Origin of the sequence: Pseudomonas nunensis (assembly GCF_024296925.1) — a bacterium.
GTDB classification, from domain to species: Bacteria; Pseudomonadota; Gammaproteobacteria; order Pseudomonadales; family Pseudomonadaceae; genus Aquipseudomonas; species Aquipseudomonas nunensis.
The window spans coordinates 7,247,278-7,266,162 of record NZ_CP101125.1; the positions used below are offsets into that span (position 1 = coordinate 7,247,278).

The 18,885-nt window shown below is 59.6% G+C and carries 18 protein-coding genes; 15 read left to right on the forward strand and 3 right to left on the reverse strand.

Features of this window, described 5'->3' with window-relative positions:
• Positions 1-93: 93 nt before the first annotated feature.
• Positions 94-1,212, forward strand: coding sequence for a glutamate 5-kinase (gene proB / locus NK667_RS32125; RefSeq protein ID WP_054616668.1), 1,119 nt, complete (start codon positions 94-96; stop codon positions 1,210-1,212).
• A 12-nt stretch (positions 1,213-1,224) separates the two neighbouring features.
• Complete coding sequence (locus NK667_RS32130; RefSeq protein ID WP_054616667.1) at positions 1,225-1,689, forward strand: CreA family protein; 465 nt, start codon at positions 1,225-1,227, stop codon at positions 1,687-1,689.
• A gap of 185 nt (positions 1,690-1,874) precedes the next feature.
• Here the strand turns inward: NK667_RS32130 and rpsT are convergent, their stop codons facing one another.
• The gene (gene rpsT, locus NK667_RS32135; protein ID WP_008154937.1) at positions 1,875-2,153 is read right to left on the reverse strand and encodes a 30S ribosomal protein S20; all 279 of its coding nucleotides are present in this window, start codon (positions 2,151-2,153) and stop codon (positions 1,875-1,877) included.
• 252 nt (positions 2,154-2,405) lie between these two features.
• On the opposite strand from rpsT, the gene murJ reads away from it, so the two are divergent.
• From murJ to ispH, 6 genes are all read left to right on the forward strand, one after another.
• Entirely contained in the window at positions 2,406-3,944 is a 1,539-nt protein-coding gene (murJ, locus tag NK667_RS32140; protein ID WP_054051374.1) for a murein biosynthesis integral membrane protein MurJ, read from the forward strand.
• A 129-nt stretch (positions 3,945-4,073) separates the two neighbouring features.
• The gene (gene ribF, locus NK667_RS32145) at positions 4,074-5,024 is read left to right on the forward strand and encodes a bifunctional riboflavin kinase/FAD synthetase (RefSeq protein ID WP_054051371.1); all 951 of its coding nucleotides are present in this window, start codon (positions 4,074-4,076) and stop codon (positions 5,022-5,024) included.
• Positions 5,025-7,856: an isoleucine--tRNA ligase gene (ileS, locus tag NK667_RS32150; protein ID WP_054051369.1), complete on the forward strand. Its 2,832-nt coding sequence runs from the start codon at positions 5,025-5,027 to the stop codon at positions 7,854-7,856.
• Positions 7,849-8,361, forward strand: coding sequence for a signal peptidase II (gene lspA / locus NK667_RS32155; protein WP_054051366.1), 513 nt, complete (start codon positions 7,849-7,851; stop codon positions 8,359-8,361). Before ileS ends, lspA begins: the two co-directional genes overlap by 8 nt.
• A gap of 7 nt (positions 8,362-8,368) precedes the next feature.
• Complete coding sequence (gene fkpB / locus NK667_RS32160; protein WP_177331483.1) at positions 8,369-8,806, forward strand: FKBP-type peptidyl-prolyl cis-trans isomerase; 438 nt, start codon at positions 8,369-8,371, stop codon at positions 8,804-8,806.
• 220 nt (positions 8,807-9,026) lie between these two features.
• Positions 9,027-9,974 (forward strand): 4-hydroxy-3-methylbut-2-enyl diphosphate reductase, encoded by a 948-nt coding sequence (ispH, locus tag NK667_RS32165; RefSeq protein ID WP_254744532.1) that lies wholly within the window; start codon positions 9,027-9,029, stop codon positions 9,972-9,974.
• Here the strand turns inward: ispH and NK667_RS32170 are convergent.
• Positions 9,943-10,500: a GspH/FimT family pseudopilin gene (locus NK667_RS32170; RefSeq protein ID WP_054616666.1), complete on the reverse strand. Its 558-nt coding sequence runs from the start codon at positions 10,498-10,500 to the stop codon at positions 9,943-9,945. The genes ispH and NK667_RS32170 overlap by 32 nt on opposite strands.
• 130 nt (positions 10,501-10,630) lie before the next feature.
• Between NK667_RS32170 and NK667_RS32175 the strand changes: the two genes are divergently transcribed.
• From NK667_RS32175 to thiO, 7 genes are read left to right on the forward strand one after another with little or no spacing between them, the layout of a single operon-like run.
• Positions 10,631-11,104 carry a GspH/FimT family pseudopilin gene (locus tag NK667_RS32175; protein ID WP_054616665.1) on the forward strand — a complete coding sequence of 158 codons (474 nt, stop codon included), beginning with the start codon at positions 10,631-10,633 and terminating at the stop codon, positions 11,102-11,104.
• On the forward strand, positions 11,101-11,550 hold the full coding sequence (gene pilV, locus NK667_RS32180) for a type IV pilus modification protein PilV (RefSeq protein WP_054051356.1): 450 nt from the start codon (positions 11,101-11,103) through the stop codon (positions 11,548-11,550). The genes NK667_RS32175 and pilV overlap by 4 nt, the downstream gene beginning before the upstream one ends.
• Entirely contained in the window at positions 11,547-12,257 is a 711-nt protein-coding gene (locus tag NK667_RS32185) for a PilW family protein (RefSeq protein WP_054616664.1), read from the forward strand. The genes pilV and NK667_RS32185 overlap by 4 nt, the downstream gene beginning before the upstream one ends.
• 11 nt (positions 12,258-12,268) lie before the next feature.
• On the forward strand, positions 12,269-12,751 hold the full coding sequence (locus NK667_RS32190; protein WP_054616663.1) for a pilus assembly PilX family protein: 483 nt from the start codon (positions 12,269-12,271) through the stop codon (positions 12,749-12,751).
• Entirely contained in the window at positions 12,738-15,845 is a 3,108-nt protein-coding gene (locus tag NK667_RS32195; RefSeq protein ID WP_054616662.1) for a pilus assembly protein, read from the forward strand. The genes NK667_RS32190 and NK667_RS32195 overlap by 14 nt, the downstream gene beginning before the upstream one ends.
• 14 nt (positions 15,846-15,859) lie before the next feature.
• A complete protein-coding gene (locus tag NK667_RS32200; RefSeq protein WP_054616661.1) occupies positions 15,860-16,255 on the forward strand; it encodes a type IV pilin protein in 396 nt (131 codons plus the stop codon).
• Positions 16,256-16,311: 56 nt separating this feature from the next.
• On the forward strand, positions 16,312-17,412 hold the full coding sequence (thiO, locus tag NK667_RS32205) for a glycine oxidase ThiO (protein WP_054616660.1): 1,101 nt from the start codon (positions 16,312-16,314) through the stop codon (positions 17,410-17,412).
• A gap of 131 nt (positions 17,413-17,543) precedes the next feature.
• On the opposite strand, the gene NK667_RS32210 is transcribed toward thiO, so the two are convergent.
• Positions 17,544-18,884, reverse strand: a complete 1,341-nt coding sequence (locus NK667_RS32210; protein WP_054616659.1) for a sigma-54-dependent transcriptional regulator — start codon at positions 18,882-18,884, stop codon at positions 17,544-17,546.
• Position 18,885: the final 1 nt, after the last annotated feature.

Sequence of the window (18,885 nt, forward strand, 5' to 3'; positions counted from 1 at the left end):
AGTATCTGGAAATCGATTGTTGGTAATAAATAGCCACGATTAACGTTACGGGCAGTGCCAGGTCGCGCTGTCCTCAAGCTAAGGTTGAAGATGATGCGGAGCAAGGTGACAGGTGCGCAGCGTTGGGTCGTGAAGATCGGCAGCGCTTTGCTGACGGCGGACGGCAAGGGCCTGGATCGCGCGGCAATGGGTGTCTGGGTTGAACAGATGGTGGCCTTGCATGAGGCGGGCGTCGAGTTGGTGCTGGTGTCCTCCGGGGCGGTGGCGGCCGGCATGAGCCGTCTGGGCTGGACCGTACGACCCAGTGCGATGCACGAGTTGCAGGCGGCTGCCGCTATCGGCCAGATGGGTTTGGTGCAGGCCTGGGAGTCGAGCTTCGGTGAGCATGGCCGGCATACCGCGCAGATTCTCCTGACCCATGACGACCTGTCTGACCGCAAGCGCTACCTGAACGCCCGCAGCACCTTGCGTGCATTGGTCGAGCTCAAGGTGATCCCGGTGATCAACGAGAACGACACCGTGGTTACTGACGAAATCCGTTTCGGCGACAACGATACGCTGGCGGCGCTGGTGGCCAACTTGGTCGAAGCTGACTTGCTGGTGATCCTGACTGATCGCGACGGCATGTTCGACGCTGACCCGCGCAACAATCCGGACGCTAACCTGATTTACGAAGCCCGCGCCGATGATCCGGCGCTGGACGCTGTAGCTGGCGGCACTGGTGGTGCGCTGGGTCGTGGCGGGATGCAGACCAAATTGCGTGCCGCGCGGCTGGCGGCTCGTTCGGGGGCTCATACCATCATCGTCGGCGGTCGCATTGATCGCGTGCTGGATCGTTTGAAGGCTGGCGAGCGCATCGGCACGTTGCTGTCGCCGGAGCGCGGCCTGCTGGCGGCGCGCAAGCAATGGTTGGCGGGGCATCTGCAAACCCGTGGCACTCTCGTGCTGGATGCGGGTGCGGTCACGGCGTTGTCCAAAGGCAACAAAAGTTTGCTGCCGGTAGGCGTCAAGCTGGTCCAGGGCAGCTTCCGTCGTGGCGAAATGGTAGTTTGCGTGGCGCCGGACGGTCGAGAAATCGCTCGCGGCCTTGCCAATTACAGCGCCCTTGAGGCGCAAAAAATAATCGGCCAATCGTCTGATGCGATTGTCGGTCTGTTGGGTTACATGGCGGAACCGGAGCTGGTTCACCGCGATAACCTGATCCTGGTCTGAGGGAAAACTGGAATGCGTGTAGCAAAGGGATTATTGGGTTTGTTGCTGGCGATGCCGTTGCTGGCATCGGCAGAAGAGATTGGTCAGGTGTCGACGGTGTTCAAATTCGTCGGCCCGAATGACCGCATTGTGGTCGAGGCTTTCGACGATCCCAAGGTTGAAGGCGTGACCTGCTACCTGTCCAGGGCCAAGACGGGCGGCGTTAAGGGCGGCTTGGGGTTGGCCGAAGATCGTGCTGAAGCATCCTTGGCGTGTCGTCAGGTCGGGCCGATCAATTTCAAGGGTGAGCTGAAAGATGGCGACGAGGTGTTCAAGGAGCGCACGTCGCTGGTGTTCAAGACCATGCAGGTGGTGCGCTTCCTCGATAAGAAGCGCAACACGCTGGTGTACCTGGTCTACAGCGATCGCCTGATCGAGGGCAGTCCGCAGAATGCGGTGACGGCCATTCCGATTCTGCCGTGGCCGCACGCTCAATAAGCTAACAAAGATCCAAAATGTGGGAGCGGGCTTGCTCGCGAAGACGGAGCGTCAGTCAATACAGATGTTGACTGATGCACCGCTTTCGCGAGCAAGCCCGCTCCCACATTTTTTTGTGTTGAATTCATCAAATCGCAGGCAATAAAAAACCGACCCTGAGGTCGGTTTTTCAACAAGCTTACAGCTTAAGCGGCTACAGCAAGGTTCAGAGCCTTGACGTGACCGTTCAGGCGGCTCTTATGACGAGCAGCCTTGTTCTTGTGGATGATGCCTTTATCGGCCATACGGTCGATAACTGGCACGGCCAGAACGTAAGCAGCTTGAGCTTTTTCAGCGTCTTTTGCGTCGATGGCCTTAACTACATTCTTGATGTAGGTACGAACCATGGAACGCAGGCTGGCGTTGTGGCTGCGACGCTTCTCAGCCTGTTTTGCACGTTTTTTGGCGGAAGGTGTGTTGGCCACCGTCGAGCTCCTCGAAAGACTTTTTAGGAAATAGCAAACAAAATAGGCCGCGAATCATGCCGATGAGTTGATGTCTTGTCAAGGGCGGTTGAGACGTTCCGCTAAGTGGTAGGTATAAAGAGGCGGGATATTTATTTCCGGCGCTTGACCTGTAAACTCGCGAGCTTTGGCTCTGTGCTGCTGCGGCGCGGAGTATCGCATAAGTGGGCGCTTTGTTCGCCTGCTGTTTATCGACAGGCGCAAACTCTTTCAATGAATCTGCTCAAATCGTTGGCCGCCGTCAGCTCTATCACGATGCTTTCCCGGGTTCTGGGGTTCGTTCGTGACACGCTGATCGCGCGTACATTTGGTGCCGGGATGGCGACTGACGCCTTCTTTATCGCCTTCAAACTGCCCAATCTGCTGCGGCGAATCTTCGCCGAGGGGGCTTTTTCCCAGGCCTTCGTGCCGATTCTGGCTGAATATAAAAGCCAGAAGGGCGAGGAGGCGACGCGAACCTTCATTGCCTACGTCTCGGGCCTGCTGACATTGGTACTGGCGCTGGTCACGGCGCTGGGGATGCTCGCCGCGCCTTGGGTGATCTGGGCCACGGCGCCAGGCTTCACCGATACGCCGGAGAAGTTCGAGCTGACGTCCAGTCTGTTGCGGGTGACGTTTCCTTATATATTGCTGATCTCCCTGTCTTCATTGGCCGGGGCGATCCTCAATACCTATAACCGCTTCTCGGTGCCGGCCTTTGTGCCGACACTGCTCAACGTCAGCATGATCATCTTTTCGCTGTTCCTGACGCCGTATTTCAATCCGCCGGTCATGGCTCTGGGTTGGGCGGTACTGGTCGGTGGTCTCGCGCAACTGCTTTACCAACTGCCGCACCTGAAAAAGATCGGCATGCTGGTGCTGCCACGCTTGAACCTGCGCGATACGGGCGTCTGGCGGGTGATGAAGCAAATGCTGCCGGCGATCCTCGGTGTCTCGGTCAGCCAGATTTCCCTGATCATCAACACGATTTTCGCGTCATTCCTGGTGGCCGGCTCCGTTTCCTGGATGTACTACGCCGACCGCTTGATGGAATTGCCGTCCGGCGTACTCGGCGTGGCGCTGGGCACGATTTTGCTGCCGACCCTGGCCAAGACTTATGCCAGCAAGGATCGACAGGAATATTCGCGAATCCTCGATTGGGGCCTGCGCCTGTGCTTCGTGCTGGTGTTGCCGTGCTCTCTGGCGCTGGGGATTCTGGCCGAGCCGCTGACGGTTTCGCTGTTCCAGTACGGCCAATTCAGCGCGTTTGATGCGTCCATGACTCAGCGTGCGTTGATCGCTTATTCCGTCGGTTTACTCGGGATTATCGTGATCAAAGTGCTGGCGCCGGGCTTTTATGCGCAACAAAACATCCGCACTCCGGTAAAAATCGCGATATTCACGTTGATCGTCACGCAACTGTTCAACCTGGTGCTGATCGGCCCGCTGGCCCATGCCGGTCTGGCGCTGGCCATCAGTATTGGTGCCTGCATCAACGCCAGCCTGTTGTTCTATCAACTGCGCAAGCAGCAGATGTACCAGCCGCAGCCAGGTTGGGCGAAGTTCGGGCTCAAACTGGTGATTGCCGTGTTGGTGATGTCCGCGGTGTTGCTGGCCGGGATGCATTTCATGCCGGCCTGGGATCAGGGGCATATGCTGGAGCGGTTCCTGCGCCTGGGTGCGTTGGTAGTGGCTGGTGTGGTCGCTTATTTCGGCATGTTGCTGTTGATGGGTTTCCGTTTGCGCGACTTCAATCGCAAGGCGTTGAGCTGAGGCGTTTGCCTCGATAAACATGGGCGAGCCGGCAGTTTTGTCGGTTCGATTACTTTGGGTTACGGTGTTGCCTGTCGTCGGCCGCCGGGTGTGGTTATAATCGACCACTTTATGAGCAAGAAGCGCGTTATGCAGCTGGTTCGAGGCCTCCACAATCTGCGCCCCCAGCATCGGGGCTGTGTCGCCACTATTGGCAACTTTGACGGTGTTCACCGTGGTCACCAGGCTATCCTGGTCAGGCTGCGTGAGCGTGCGCTCGAGTTGGGCGTGCCCAGCTGCGTGGTGATTTTCGAGCCACAGCCGCGGGAATTCTTTGCCCCCGACACCGCGCCAGCGCGTCTGGCCCGGCTGCGGGACAAACTGCAGCTGCTGGCCGACGAAGGCGTTGACCGGGTCCTGTGCCTGGCGTTCAACCATCGTCTGAGCAAGCTCAGCGCCGCCGAATTCGTCGATACGATTCTGGTGGATGGCCTGGGCGTGCAACATCTGGAGGTCGGTGACGACTTCCGTTTCGGTTGCGACCGGGTCGGTGATTTCGATTTCCTGCAACAGGCCGGTGTCCTGCAGGGCTTTACCGTCGAGGCGGCGCAAACCGTCGAGCTGGACGGTATTCGCGTCAGCAGCACCCAGGTGCGTAATGCCCTGGCCGCCGCCGATTTTGCCTTGGCCGAACGCCTGCTCGGTCGTCCGTTCCAGATCACCGGGCGAGTGCTGCATGGCCAGAAGCTGGCGCGCCAGCTCGGTACACCGACCGCCAATATCCAGCTCAAGCGTCGTCGCGTGCCGTTGTCCGGGGTTTTCCTGGTCAATGTCGACATCGACGGCAAGACCTGGCCAGGCGTCGCCAATATCGGCGTGCGGCCAACGGTCCAGGGTGATGGCAAGGCCCACCTGGAAGTACACCTTTTAGATTTTGCCGGCGATCTGTATGACCGGCGTTTGACGGTGGTTTTCCACCACAAGCTGCGTGAAGAGCAGCGTTTCGCCTCTCTGGAGGCGCTTAAGACGGCGATCAATGCGGATGTCGCCGCCGCCCGTGCCCTGTCGCACCTAGCGCCAATCGCTAATGAAGAGCCTTAAATGACCGACTATAAAGCCACGCTAAACCTTCCGGACACCGCCTTCCCAATGAAGGCCGGCCTGCCACAGCGCGAACCGCAGATTCTGCAGCGCTGGGACAGTATTGGCCTGTACGGTAAGTTGCGCGAAATTGGCAAGGATCGTCCGAAGTTCGTCCTGCACGACGGTCCTCCGTACGCCAACGGCACGATCCACATCGGTCACGCACTGAACAAGATTCTCAAGGACATGATCATCCGCTCGAAGACCCTGTCGGGTTTCGACGCGCCGTATGTTCCGGGCTGGGACTGCCACGGCCTGCCGATCGAGCACAAAGTCGAAGTGACCCACGGCAAGAACCTGGGCGCGGACAAGACCCGCGAACTGTGCCGTGCCTACGCCACCGAGCAGATCGAAGGCCAGAAATCCGAATTCATCCGTCTGGGCGTGTTGGGCGACTTCGCCAACCCGTACAAGACCATGGACTTCAAAAACGAGGCCGGTGAAATCCGTGCCTTGGCCGAAATCGTCAAGGGCGGTTTTGTGTTCAAGGGCCTCAAGCCTGTGAACTGGTGCTTTGACTGCGGTTCGGCCCTGGCTGAAGCGGAAGTCGAGTACGAGAACAAAAAGTCCTCGACCATCGACGTGGCCTTCCCGATTGCCGATGAAGCCAAACTGGCTGCCGCTTTCGGTCTGGCGTCGCTGGCCAAGCCTGCTTCGATCGTGATCTGGACCACCACCCCGTGGACCATCCCGGCCAACCAGGCGCTGAACGTTCACCCGGAATTCAACTACGCCCTGGTCGACGTCGGCGACAAACTGCTGGTGCTGGCTGAAGAGCTGGTCGAGTCGTGCCTGGCCCGTTACAACCTGGAAGGTTCGGTCATCGCGACCACCACCGGTAAAGAACTGGAACTGATCAACTTCCGTCACCCGTTCTACGATCGCCTGTCGCCGGTTTACCTGGCCGAGTACGTGGAACTGGGCGCTGGCACCGGCGTGGTTCACTCCGCCCCGGCTTACGGTGTGGACGACTTCGTGACCTGTAAAGCCTACGGCATGGTCAACGACGACATCCTCAACCCGGTACAAAGCAACGGCGTGTATGTACCGTCGCTGGAGTTCTTCGGCGGCCAGTTCATCTGGAAGGCCAACCCGGCGATCGTCGACAAGCTGACTGAAGTCGGTGCGTTGCTGCATACCACCATCATCGAACACAGCTACATGCACTGCTGGCGTCACAAGACCCCGCTGATCTACCGCGCCACCGCGCAGTGGTTCATCGGCATGGATAAAGAGCCGACATCTGGCGAAACCCTGCGCAAGCGGGCGATCAAAGCCATCGAAGAAACCAAGTTCGTCCCGGCCTGGGGCCAGGCGCGCCTTCACTCGATGATCGCCAACCGTCCGGACTGGTGCATCTCCCGCCAGCGCAACTGGGGCGTGCCGATCCCGTTCTTCCTGAACAAGGAAAGCGGCGAGCTGCACCCACGTACTGCCGAACTGATGGAAGAAGTCGCCAAGCGCGTCGAAGTCGAAGGCATCGAAGCCTGGTTCAAGATGGACGCCGCCGAGTTGCTCGGTGACGAAGCGCCGCTGTACGACAAGATCAGCGATACCCTGGACGTCTGGTTCGATTCGGGCACCACGCACTGGCACGTCCTGCGCGGTTCGCACCCGATGGGCCACGAGACCGGCCCGCGTGCCGACCTGTACCTGGAAGGCTCGGACCAACACCGTGGCTGGTTCCACTCGTCGCTGCTGACCGGTTGCGCCATCGACAATCACGCGCCGTACCGCGAGCTGCTGACCCACGGTTTCACCGTCGACGAGTCCGGCCGCAAGATGTCCAAATCGTTGGGCAACGTGATCGCGCCACAAAAGGTCAACGACACCCTGGGCGCCGACATCATGCGTCTGTGGGTCGCTTCCACCGATTATTCGGGTGAGATGGCGGTTTCCGATCAGATTCTGCAACGCAGTGCGGACGCCTACCGGCGGATCCGTAACACCGCGCGTTTCCTGCTCTCCAACCTGACCGGTTTCAACCCGGCCACCGACATCCTGCCGGCCGAAGATATGCTCGCGCTGGACCGTTGGGCCGTGGACCGCACGCTGTTGCTGCAACGCGAGTTGCAAGAGCACTACGGCGAATACCGCTTCTGGAACGTCTACTCCAAGATCCACAACTTCTGCGTGCAGGAGCTGGGTGGTTTCTACCTCGACATCATCAAGGACCGCCAGTACACCACTGGCGCCAACAGCAAGGCTCGCCGTTCGGCGCAAACCGCGCTGTACCACATCAGTGAAGCGCTGGTGCGCTGGATCGCACCGATCCTCGCGTTCACTGCTGACGAACTGTGGGAATACCTGCCGGGCGAGCGTAACGAATCGGTAATGCTCAACACTTGGTACGAAGGTCTGACCGAACTGCCGGAAAACGTCGAACTGGGCCGCGCCTACTGGGAGCGGATCATGGCGGTGAAGGTTGCGGTCAACAAGGAAATGGAAATCCAGCGCGCGGCCAAAGCCGTCGGTGGCAACCTGCAAGCCGAAGTGACGCTGTTCGCCGAAGAGGCGCTGAGCGCCGATCTGGCCAAGCTGAGCAACGAACTGCGCTTTGTCCTGATCACCTCGACCGCTAGCGTTGCTCCGTTTGTACAGGCACCAGCCGATGCGGTGGTTACCGAAGTCAGCGGCCTGAAACTGAAAATCGTCAAATCGGCCTTCGCCAAGTGCGCCCGTTGCTGGCACTGCCGTGAAGACGTCGGCGTGAATCCGGAGCATCCGGAAATCTGCGGTCGTTGCGTCGACAACATCAGCGGCGCGGGCGAGGTTCGTCACTATGCCTAATGCGGCTGGCCGTTTCGGACGGCTGAGCTGGCTTTGGTTGAGCCTGCTGGTCCTGGTCATTGACCAGGCCAGCAAGTTCTACTTCGAAGGCAAGCTCGAGATGTACCAGCAAATCGTGGTGATCCCCGATTTGTTCAGCTGGACCCTGGCCTACAACACCGGCGCGGCGTTCAGCTTCCTGGCCGACAGCTCCGGCTGGCAGCGCTGGTTGTTTGCCCTGATCGCAGTCGTGGTCAGTGCGGTGCTGGTGGTCTGGCTTAAACGCCTGGGCCGCAACGAAACCTGGCTGGCCATCGCTTTGGCGTTGGTGCTGGGTGGTGCGTTGGGTAACCTGTACGACCGCATTGCCCTGGGCCATGTGATCGACTTCATTCTGGTGCATTGGCAGAACCGCTGGTATTTCCCGGCGTTCAACTTTGCCGATAGCGCCATCAGCGTCGGGGCTGTGATGCTCGCGCTGGATATGTTCAAAAGCAAGAAAACCGGAGAAACCGTTCATGACTGAACAGGTATTGGCTGAGCAACGCATCCGCCAGAACACGGAAGTCACCTTGCACTTTGCATTGCGCCTGGAGAACGGCGACACGGTCGACAGTACCTTCGACAAAGCCCCGGCGACCTTCAAGGTCGGCGACGGTAACCTGTTGCCAGGTTTCGAAGCTGCACTGTTCGGCTTCAAGGCGGGCGACAAGCGCACGCTGACGATTCAGCCGGAAAACGCGTTTGGCCAGCCCAACCCGCAAAACGTGCAGATCATCCCGCGTTCGCAGTTCAAGGACATGGACCTGTCGCCGGGTTTGCTGGTGATCTTCAACGATGCGGCCAATACTGAGTTGCCCGGTATCGTGAAAGAATTCGATGATGACCAGGTCACCATCGACTTCAACCACCCGCTGGCTGGCAAGACATTGACCTTTGACGTTGAAATCATCGACGTCAAATCGCTGTAACTTGTGGGAGCGGGCTTGTGTGGCGAGGGGGCTTGCCCCCGTAGGGGCGCGAAGCGCCCCCAAAACCGGCCTCCGCGATTCTGAATGAGTCTGCGGTGAATGGTTTACGATTGCTGCGCAATCGAACGGGGGCGAGCCCCCTCGCCACAATAAGCCCGCTCCCACAATAAAGTTTTTCACTGTTTTCGCTATTTCTTGCGCGCAAGACACGAGGCACAGCATGCAAATCAAACTCGCCAACCCCCGTGGCTTCTGCGCCGGCGTGGACCGGGCGATCGAAATCGTCAACCGCGCCCTGGAAGTCTTCGGGCCGCCGATCTATGTGCGCCACGAAGTGGTCCACAACAAATTCGTCGTCGAAGACCTGCGCTCCCGCGGGGCGATCTTCGTTGAAGAACTGGATCAGGTGCCGGACGACGTCATCGTGATCTTCAGTGCCCACGGCGTTTCCCAGGCCGTGCGTACCGAAGCCGCCGGCCGTGGCCTGAAGGTATTCGACGCCACCTGCCCGCTGGTGACCAAGGTCCACATCGAAGTCGCGCGCTACAGCCGTGACGGTCGTGAATGCATCCTGATCGGTCACGCCGGTCACCCGGAAGTCGAAGGCACCATGGGCCAGTACGATGGCACCAATGGTGGCGCGATCTATCTGGTTGAAGACGAAAAAGACGTCGCCACGCTGCAAGTGCACAACCCCGATAAATTGGCGTTCGTGACCCAGACCACCTTGTCCATGGACGACACCAGCCGCGTCATTGATGCCCTGCGTACGCGTTTCCCGGCCATCGGTGGTCCGCGCAAGGACGACATCTGCTACGCCACGCAAAACCGTCAGGACGCAGTCAAGCAATTGGCTGACGAATGCGACGTGGTGCTGGTAGTCGGCAGCCCGAACAGCTTCAACTCCAATCGTCTGCGCGAACTGGCTGAACGCATGGCCACCCCGGCTTACCTGATCGACGGCGCCGAAGACCTGCAAAAGAGCTGGTTCGACGGTGTCGAGCGTATCGGCATCACCGCTGGCGCCTCCGCGCCTGAAGTACTGGTGCGTGGCGTGATCCAGCAGTTGCAGGCGTGGGGCGCGACCGGTGCCGATGAACTGGCCGGTCGCGACGAAAACATCACGTTCTCCATGCCTAAAGAGCTGCGCGTGCGTTCTTTGCTTTAAGCCTTTTCTCCTCCGCACACAGCGCCTGCGCAACCTTCAGGTTCTCCAGGCGCACGCGGCCAGTTGCAGCCAGCACCAACCGTTGGTGACTGACTGGCTCGCGGGTCGCGCAGAGGTGCAATGTCCCCGCTTGAAAAGCCTTGTCTGGCATCAGTGGTTCTCCGAGACCACTGAACCGAACAAAATTCACGACCCGCCAATTGCCGACAATCGGCACTCGAGCACCGCTTCGATGCTCGAACAGCAGTGGATTGCGGGTGTCCTCATGTCCCTTGCCACTGACATCCACAATAATCCGCCAACCCTGGCTCCAGTCGTCGTCGATGGCGTGGATTATCACGGTCTGGCTGCGGATGATCGCTTCGGTCCTCGCGCTGCGTATGCCGCTGATAAGCGACTGCGCCGCCTCGTCCCGATGGTTCGATTCGGTGAGCGCGGCGAACGCCGGACTGACCAACAGCAGAACAATCCCGGCAATTGCCAGTCCCATAAGCAGTTCGATCAGGCCAAAGCCTTGCTGATGCATGGTTTTCCCTCCGTGGAGTGCTGCAATTCGCACAATCCTTGCGCGAGTCATGGCAAAACAACCGTACATCTCTCGGTTGAATGTTCTAGCGTGTAGAAGCAGGTATAGCCGACGGCAACGGAGGGCACCGATGGATCATCGTACAAAAGGTTTCACGCTGGTCGAGGTGCTGATCACGCTCGCGGTTTTTCTGGTTTTGATCACGATGGCCGTTCCGATGTTTACCCGTTCGGTGCAAGGTACCCGCGCCGATACCGAGATTGGCGACCTGCAGCGCGCACTCAATTTCGCCCGGCTGGAGGCCATCGATCGGGGTGTCACTACGCGATTGCGCCCGACCGCCAGTGGCAGCGTCTGGACCGGGGAGTTGACGGTCTACGACGGTACTGGCACCCCGGCCAATGTATTGCGGGTTGTTCCAGCGCTGAGCACCGGCGCGACTCTAGCGCTACCCTCAGGAGTGACCGCCATCGATTTCAACAATCTGGGTGGTTTGTCGTCACCGTCCACGGCGGTGGTGATCACTTATAGCCTGGGGGCGCAAAGCAGGACGCTGAATGTGTGTTTGAACGGACGGATTCTATTGGGTGGAAATTGCGGATGAGGCAATGGAGCAGGCGCGCACAGGAGGGCATGACGCTGATAGAAGTGTTGGTCGCGTTGTTGATTCTGACCGTGGGGCTATTAGGCGCGGCGGCGATTCAGTTGAACGCGCTCAAATACACCGACAGCGCGCGGATGACCAGCCAGGCGAGTTTTATCGCCTACGACATGATGGACCGAATCCGCGCCAACTCCGGCGCCGACTACACCGTGACGCCTCCGACCTCGGCCAACCTGAACGTCGCCCGGGACCAGGACCTCTACGATTTCACCACCAATATCGTCAACTTTGGCGGCGCGACCGCCACCGGCAGCGTGACGCTCAATCAGCGGGTGTACACCATCACCATCAATTGGGATGACTCGCGCGCCGCCAATGTCGCCAATTCGCGCCGCACCTTTGTCCTGACCAGTCGTGCCGCGGTCGATCCGGCGGCGACACCATGAAGCAATCCAGCCGAGGGTTCGGCCTGATCGAATTGCTGATCGCCCTGGCGTTGAGCCTGATCGTGGTGCTGGGCGTGGCGCAGGTGTTCATCTCGGCCAAGAACACTTACGTCAGCCAAAACACCGCCGCCGGGATGCAGGAAGATGCTCGGTTCGTGTTGAGCAAGATGATTCAGGAAATTCGTATGGTCGGGATGTTTGGTTGCCTGGGGACGGTGACGGATGCCAGTTCTACTGGCGATTTCAACGCCAGTCAGATTGCGCCGATCAGTTGGGACAACGCCAATCTCAAGCTTACGCTGGTGACGGCAGATGTAGGCAACACGGGCGGTACGCCGACCTGGACGGTAGTTTCCGACTGTAAAACCAGCGCCACGGCTTACACGGGTGCAAGAGCGATTAGCGGGCAAATATCTTTTCCGATTCGTCGGTTGATCTACAGCTTCAGCAACAACCAATTATTGATGGGGGTCGGCAGCGGTACGCCAACCCAGGCTGTGCTGGTCAATAACGTCAGTGCGTTTGGCGTATTGTTCGGTGTGGCCACGAGTACCACTGATGTGGCGGCCTCCAGCTACAGCGCCAATCCATCCAATCCCGCGCTGATACGCAGTGTGCGCCTGACCCTGACGCTGAGGGACCCCAACAGCCGCGTGCGCGATCAAACCTTCACCGTGGTTGCCGCTTTGCGCAACCGGCTTCAGTAGGGGAGCGCCGGATGAGAACCCCACCAAACATGCAAAACAGCCAACAGGGCATGGCCTTGCTGATCAGCCTGGTCTTTCTGTTGCTGCTGACCCTGATCGGCGTTTCATCGATGCAGAACGCGACCCTTCAGGAAAAAATGGCTGGCAGCGTGACCCTGCGTAATCAATCTTTCCAACTGGCCGAGGCTAACCTGCGCATCGGTGAAAGCGCGGTGCAACTGGCGAATTACACGCTGGCGGTTTGTGGCAGCACGACGCAATGCGCGCCGCCGGCCGAAGCGACGACAGTGACCGGCGCCGGGCTCAATTCCACGTCGGGGGTCAACTGGATCGCTGCCGGTGGCGGGTTTTACGGGGTGCAGAACATCGGCACCACGCTGACTGCAGTGAATGTGCCGAGCAATACCTCGGCGACGCTGTACCGGGTCACGGCAGTAGGCATCGTCGGCAATAACATTCGCAGTGTGGTGGAGAGCATCTATGCCAAGTATTGATGCTCGCGGTGGCTGGCTCCGACGATGGGTGCAGGTGCTGTTCGGCGCGTTACTGAGCCTGTACCTGATGGCGCCTGCGTATGCCTTCACGCCTTCGGACTCACCGCTTTTGAGCGCCGCCGCCGTCTCGCCGAATGTGATGTTGCTGATCGATGACTCGGGCAGCATGAACACCATCATTTTCGCGGCGGGTTTTGATCCGGCGGTCAATCGCACACCAGCCCGGCAGTGCAACGCCTTTATCGGCCTGTGTCTGAGCTCCTCCGATATTGTCGGCAGCTCGATCTTCCTCTCTAGCCTGCCAACCTCAGGCTGTTCAGGTGGCGCCTACGCGTTCTACAACAACAGCCTGACCCCGCAATGCATCAAGCTTCCCGACCCGGTCGGCAACGGCAACACCCGTTACACCGACGATTACCTGTCGTACCTGGTGGGATTGGCCAACGGCAGCAACCGTGATTTCACCAACGGTTCGATTCCGACCGACTATCGCATCAACGTGGCGCGCAACGTTTCCACCTCGCTGGTAAGCAGCAACCGCGGCTTGCGGATTGGGCTGGCAACGTTCAACCCGCCCACCAGCAACAACTCCGGCAATGGCGGTTATATCGCCCGTTCGGTCAGCGATCTGGCGGTGGTCAGTGGCAGCGTGACCCAGGCCCAGGCGGACACCAACTACAACGCGCTGATCAGCGCGATCAACGGGCTGGGCGCCGTGGCCAATACGCCGTTGGCTGAAACCTATTACGAAATCACCCGTTACTTTCGCGGCATGGCGCCGTACTACAACTCGACGCCGGCGACCTACACCAGCCCGATCCAGTACCGATGCCAGAAGAACTATGGCGTGGTGATCACCGACGGCTTGCCGACCTACGACCGCACGTTCCCGACCAACGATCCGCTGGGTACCAACCACTTGCCTAACTGGGACGGGATCAACAACGACGGCAATAACACTGCTGGAGACGACGAGGGCGACACCCTCTATCTGGACGACATCGCCAAGTTCGCCTTCGACATCGACATGCGTTCGACCGGTACGGATCTGGCGGGCAAAAACTGGACCTCTGCGGATTTTCCCAAGCAGTACATGAACACCTACACCGTAGGCTTCACCGCGGCCAACCAGATGTTGTCGGATGCCGCCGCTTACGGCCAGGGCCTGTATTACCAGGCCAACGATGCCGCCGGCCTGAACACGGCGCTGTCCTCCGCGTTGAGCAACATCACTTCGAAGGCGGGCTCGGGCGGTAGCGGTGTCACCAGCAGCAGTACGCTGAGCAGCGGTTCGAGTTACTTCCAGACCACTTATGATCCGAAAGATTGGCGCGGGACGATCAAGGCCTACGGCTTCACGGCCAACGGCGCGGTCAACACGGCGGCAGTGTTATGGACCACCGACACGGCCATCGTGCCGGGCGCCGCTGCGCCGACCTATCAGTCCTGGAACACTCTGACCAACGCCGCGATAACCTTGTCCTACAGCAACTTTTCTCCGGCCCAGCAAACGTCACTCGGCCTCAACCTGCCGACCGGGATTGTCGGCAATGATCTGGTGGAGTGGAGCAAGGGCACCAACAAGGCTGGGCTGAAGGTGCGCACGGTGTTGCTGGGCGACATCATCAATTCGCCCCTCGCGTTGGCCTCGCCGACGGAGCAGACCGCTGCGGATCTGGTGGGCGACTCGACCTACACCACTTATCTGGCGACCAAAGCCACCAACATGAGTGCGAGCCTGGTGGTCAATGCCAACGATGGTTTCCTGAATGTCATCAACGCGGCCAACGGTGCCCGACGTTATGCCTACATGCCTTCCAGCGTGTTGCCATCGTTGCGCTACATCGCCGATCCGACCTACATCAACGGCGTGAACCACAAGTTTCTGGTCGACGGCCAGGTCGGGGTGTTCGATGCGCAACTCGGCACTGCCTGGAAAACCCTGGCCCTGGGCGGGACAGGGGCGGGTGGCAGGACGTTCTACGCGGTGCAATTGTTCGACGCATCGGCAGGTAATGCCTTCAAGGCGCTGTGGGAATTCAGTGCTCCGGCCACCGCTAACACGGCGAACGTCTTCAATGATCTGGGTTATGCCTACGCCCGCCCGGAAGTGGCACGCTTGGCCGATGGTCGCTGGGCGGCCTTCATCTCCAACGGCTACGGGAGCAATTCGGGGGTGGCAGCGTTGTATGTGGTGGATGTGCGTGACGGTTCGCTGATCAAGAAAATCGTGGTCGACAGCACCGAAACCACCAATGGCCTGTCTTCGGTGAAGCTCAAGGTCAACTCGCAGAACGTGGTGCAAGCCGCTTATGGTGGCGACCTGAAAGGGCGTCTGTGGAAGTTCGACCTGAGTGGCGCCACGACCGACACTTGGGGCCTGGCGTTTTCCGGCAAGCCATTGTTCACGGCGCCGGGTGGCGCGACGCAGCCGATCACTGCACAACCGCTGCTGGCGGACAACTCCCTGGGCGGCAAGCAGGTGTTTTTCGGCACCGGGAAATTCAATGAGACGGCGGACAAGACCAACAAGGATCTCCAGGCGTTTTACTCGGTGTGGGACGCAGACGGCGGGTCGGGGCAGATTACCGTGTCGAGTTTGCAGGCGCAGTCGGTGACCGGGGTGACCTCTGGCAGTGCCGGCGGGCAATTCATCACCACCACCCAGAATGACACGACCTACCCGGCCGAGAAGGGCTGGTACCTGTCGCTGGTGTACAACAACGTGCTGACCGGTGAACGGGTGATCAATCAGGCTAATCTGGTAGCCGGCCGGGTCGTGTTCACCACCGCCAGTGTCGACACCACTGACCCGTGCGCCAGTTTCGGCACCGGCAAACTGGTCGAACTGGATGCGTTCAGCGGTAAGATGCTCAATTACGCGGTGCTCGACACCAATGGCGACGGGGTGGTCGACAGCACGGATTCGATCTCCAGCGGGGTGATTTTCACCGGGGGTATTCCGACCCTGAACGCGATCGTCAACAATGCGGGCCGCAAGATCGTGAACGACTCCAGCGGTGGCATCACCTCCCTGGTGGAGAAACCCGGCGGTGGCGGCAGCCGTCGCATCATGTGGCGACAAATACAGTAAGTGAGAGTTGAGGCATGCGCAGATCCAACCGAGGTTTTACCCTGATCGAAATCATGATCGTGATTGCGATCATCGGTATCGTCATCACCATTGGCTATCCGAGCCTCACCGAATACGTGAAAAAGGGCCGGCGCACTGAAGTTGCCGGGTTGCTGTCCGAGCAGGCGCAGATTCTTGAGCGGTTCTATTCCAAGAGTAATGTCTATACCGGCGCCACCGGCCTGAGCACGGGGAACGACTTCTACACCATCACCCCGACCATTACCGACCAGACCTTTACCCTGACTGCCGTGCGCAAGTCCGGTACGGCCATGGCAACCGACAAGTGTGGAGACTTCACCATCACCAACACCGGCGTCAGAAGCATGGTTAACGCCACGGCCACCACCAAGGATTGCTGGGGCCGCTGAGTCTCTTTTTCGGGCGCCTTTTGCGCCCTCTGTCTATTGAACGGTTGGATCAGAACATGAGCAGTCAACAGCAAGTGGTGATTGTCGGCGGCGGGGTGATCGGCCTGTTGACCGCGTTCAATCTCGCGTCCGAAGTGCAGAGCGTTGTGTTGCTGGATCGCTCGAGCGTTGGCCAGGAATCCTCCTGGGCCGGCGGTGGCATTGTTTCGCCGCTGTATCCATGGCGCTACAGCCCGGCGGTCACGGCGCTGGCTCACTGGTCCCAGGATTTTTATCCACAGCTGGGCGAGCGACTGTTCGCTGCCACCGGTGTCGATCCCGAAGTGCACACCACCGGGCTGTATTGGCTGGATCTGGATGACGAGGCCGAAGCGCTGGCGTGGGCCGAGCGAGAAAATCGCCCACTGCGGGCTGTGGATATCTCGGCGGCCCATGACGCGGTGCCCGTCCTGGGCGGTGGTTTTTCCCGGGCGATCTACATGGCCGATGTGGCCAACGTGCGTAATCCGCGACTGGTGAAATCCCTGAAAGCGGCGTTGCTGGCACTGCCCAACGTGACGATCCATGAGCAATGTGAAGTCAGCGGATTTATCCGTGAAGGCGACATGGTGGTCGGCGTGCAGACGTCCACGGGGGCTATTCATGGCGATCAAGTGGTGCTGACAGCGGGCGCGTGGAGCGGTGACCTGCTCAAAAGTCTCGGTTTGGCGCTACCGGTCGAGCCGGTCAAAGGCCAGATGATTTTGTATAAGTGCGCGGCGGATTTTTTGCCGAGCATGGTCCTGGCCAAGGGGCGTTATGCGATCCCGCGGCGCGACGGGCATATTCTGATCGGCAGTACGCTGGAGCACGAAGGGTTCGACAAGACCCCGACCGAAACGGCGCTGGAAAGCCTGAAGGCTTCGGCTGTGGAATTGATTCCTGCGTTGGCTGAGGCCGAAGTGGTGGGGCACTGGGCCGGGTTGCGGCCGGGGTCGCCGGAAGGCATTCCATATATTGGTCAGGTGCCCGGGTTTGCCGGGCTTTGGCTTAACTGCGGGCATTACCGCAATGGACTGGTGCTGGCGCCAGCGTCGTGTCAGTTGTTTGCGGATGTGATGTTGGGCAGGGCGCCGATTATTGATCCGGCGCCGTATGCGCCGGTGGGGCGGATTTAGGCTTTAGATATTTATCGTTTGTCCGATCGTCTTCGCGAGCAAGCCCGCTCCCACAGTGGATCTTCAGTGATCACATAATTTGTGAACAACAGAGATCCACTGTGGGAGCGGGCTTGCTCGCGAAGAGGCCCTCAATCCAACCCTAATTTCTTCAGCCTGTAGCGCATCGAACGAAACGACAAATTCAACCGCTGCGCCGCCGCTGTACGGTTCCAGCGGGTTTCCTCCAGGGCCTGGAGGATCAGTTTGCGTTCGACGTTCTCCAGATAATCTTCCAGATTGTCGATCCGCGTCAGGTCTGGCACACCCGCTTCAGCGGCGCAGTTGCCTTCGGCCAGGCGCAAGTCCCCGGCTTCGATCTGTTTGTTCTCGCACAAGGTGTGAGCACGTTCGAGCATGTTCTCCAGCTCCCGCACATTGCCCGGGAAACGGTAGCTTTTCAGTGCTTCAAGGGCTTGCGGATGCAGTTTGGCGGCGGGATATCCGGTGCCGGCGGCCAGGCGCTTGAGCACATGGTTGGCCAGTGTCTCGATGTCGTCCCGGCGTTCGCGCAAGGGCGGGACGCGCAACTCGATCACGTTCAAACGGTAATACAAATCCTGGCGAAAACGTTCGGCGCTGACTTCGGCGTCGAGGTCTTTGTGAGTGGCGCAGAGGATACGTACATCGACCACGGTTTCCTGCTGGCCGCCGACGGCGCGCACGGCTTTCTCCTGGATCGCCCGCAGCAGCTTGACCTGCATCGCCAACGGCAAATCCGCCACTTCGTCGAGGAACAGAGTGCCGCCATGGGCCGCCTGGAACAGTCCGGGATTATCTTCAATGGCGCCACTGAAGCTGCCTTTGCGGTGGCCGAAGAATTCGCTTTCCATCAGTTCTGACGGGATTGCCCCGCAGTTGACCGGGATAAAGGGCCGGCCGGCCCGTGGACCTTGTTCGTGGATCAGGCGCGCGACCAACTCCTTGCCGCTGCCGGATTCGCCGCTGATGTACACCGGGGCCTGGCTGCGGGCCAGTTTGTCGATTTGTTTACGCAGGTTGCGCATCGGCAATGATTCGCCCAGCAACCGACGATCGATGGCGGTGCTGGCGCCACCCGGAGCAGGCAGACGCAGGGCGCTGGTGACCAGTTCCCGCAATCGGGTGAGGTCCACCGGTTTGGTCAGGAAGTCAAAGGCACCGGCCTTGAGGGCGTTGATCGCGGTTTCGAGGCTACCGTAAGCGGTGATCATCGCCACCGGCACTTGGGGATAACGTTGCTGGATGTGTTGCACCAGTTCCAGGCCCGTGCCGTCGGGCAGGCGCATGTCGGTCAGGCACAGATCGAATGTTTCCCGGCCCAGCAGCGCCTGGGCTTCGCCAAGGTTGCGGGCACTGAAGGTATCGAGTTTCATCCGTCCCAGGGTGATTTCCAGGAGTTCGCGGATATCCGGTTCGTCGTCGACGATCAGGACTTTTTGCCGTGGGCTCATG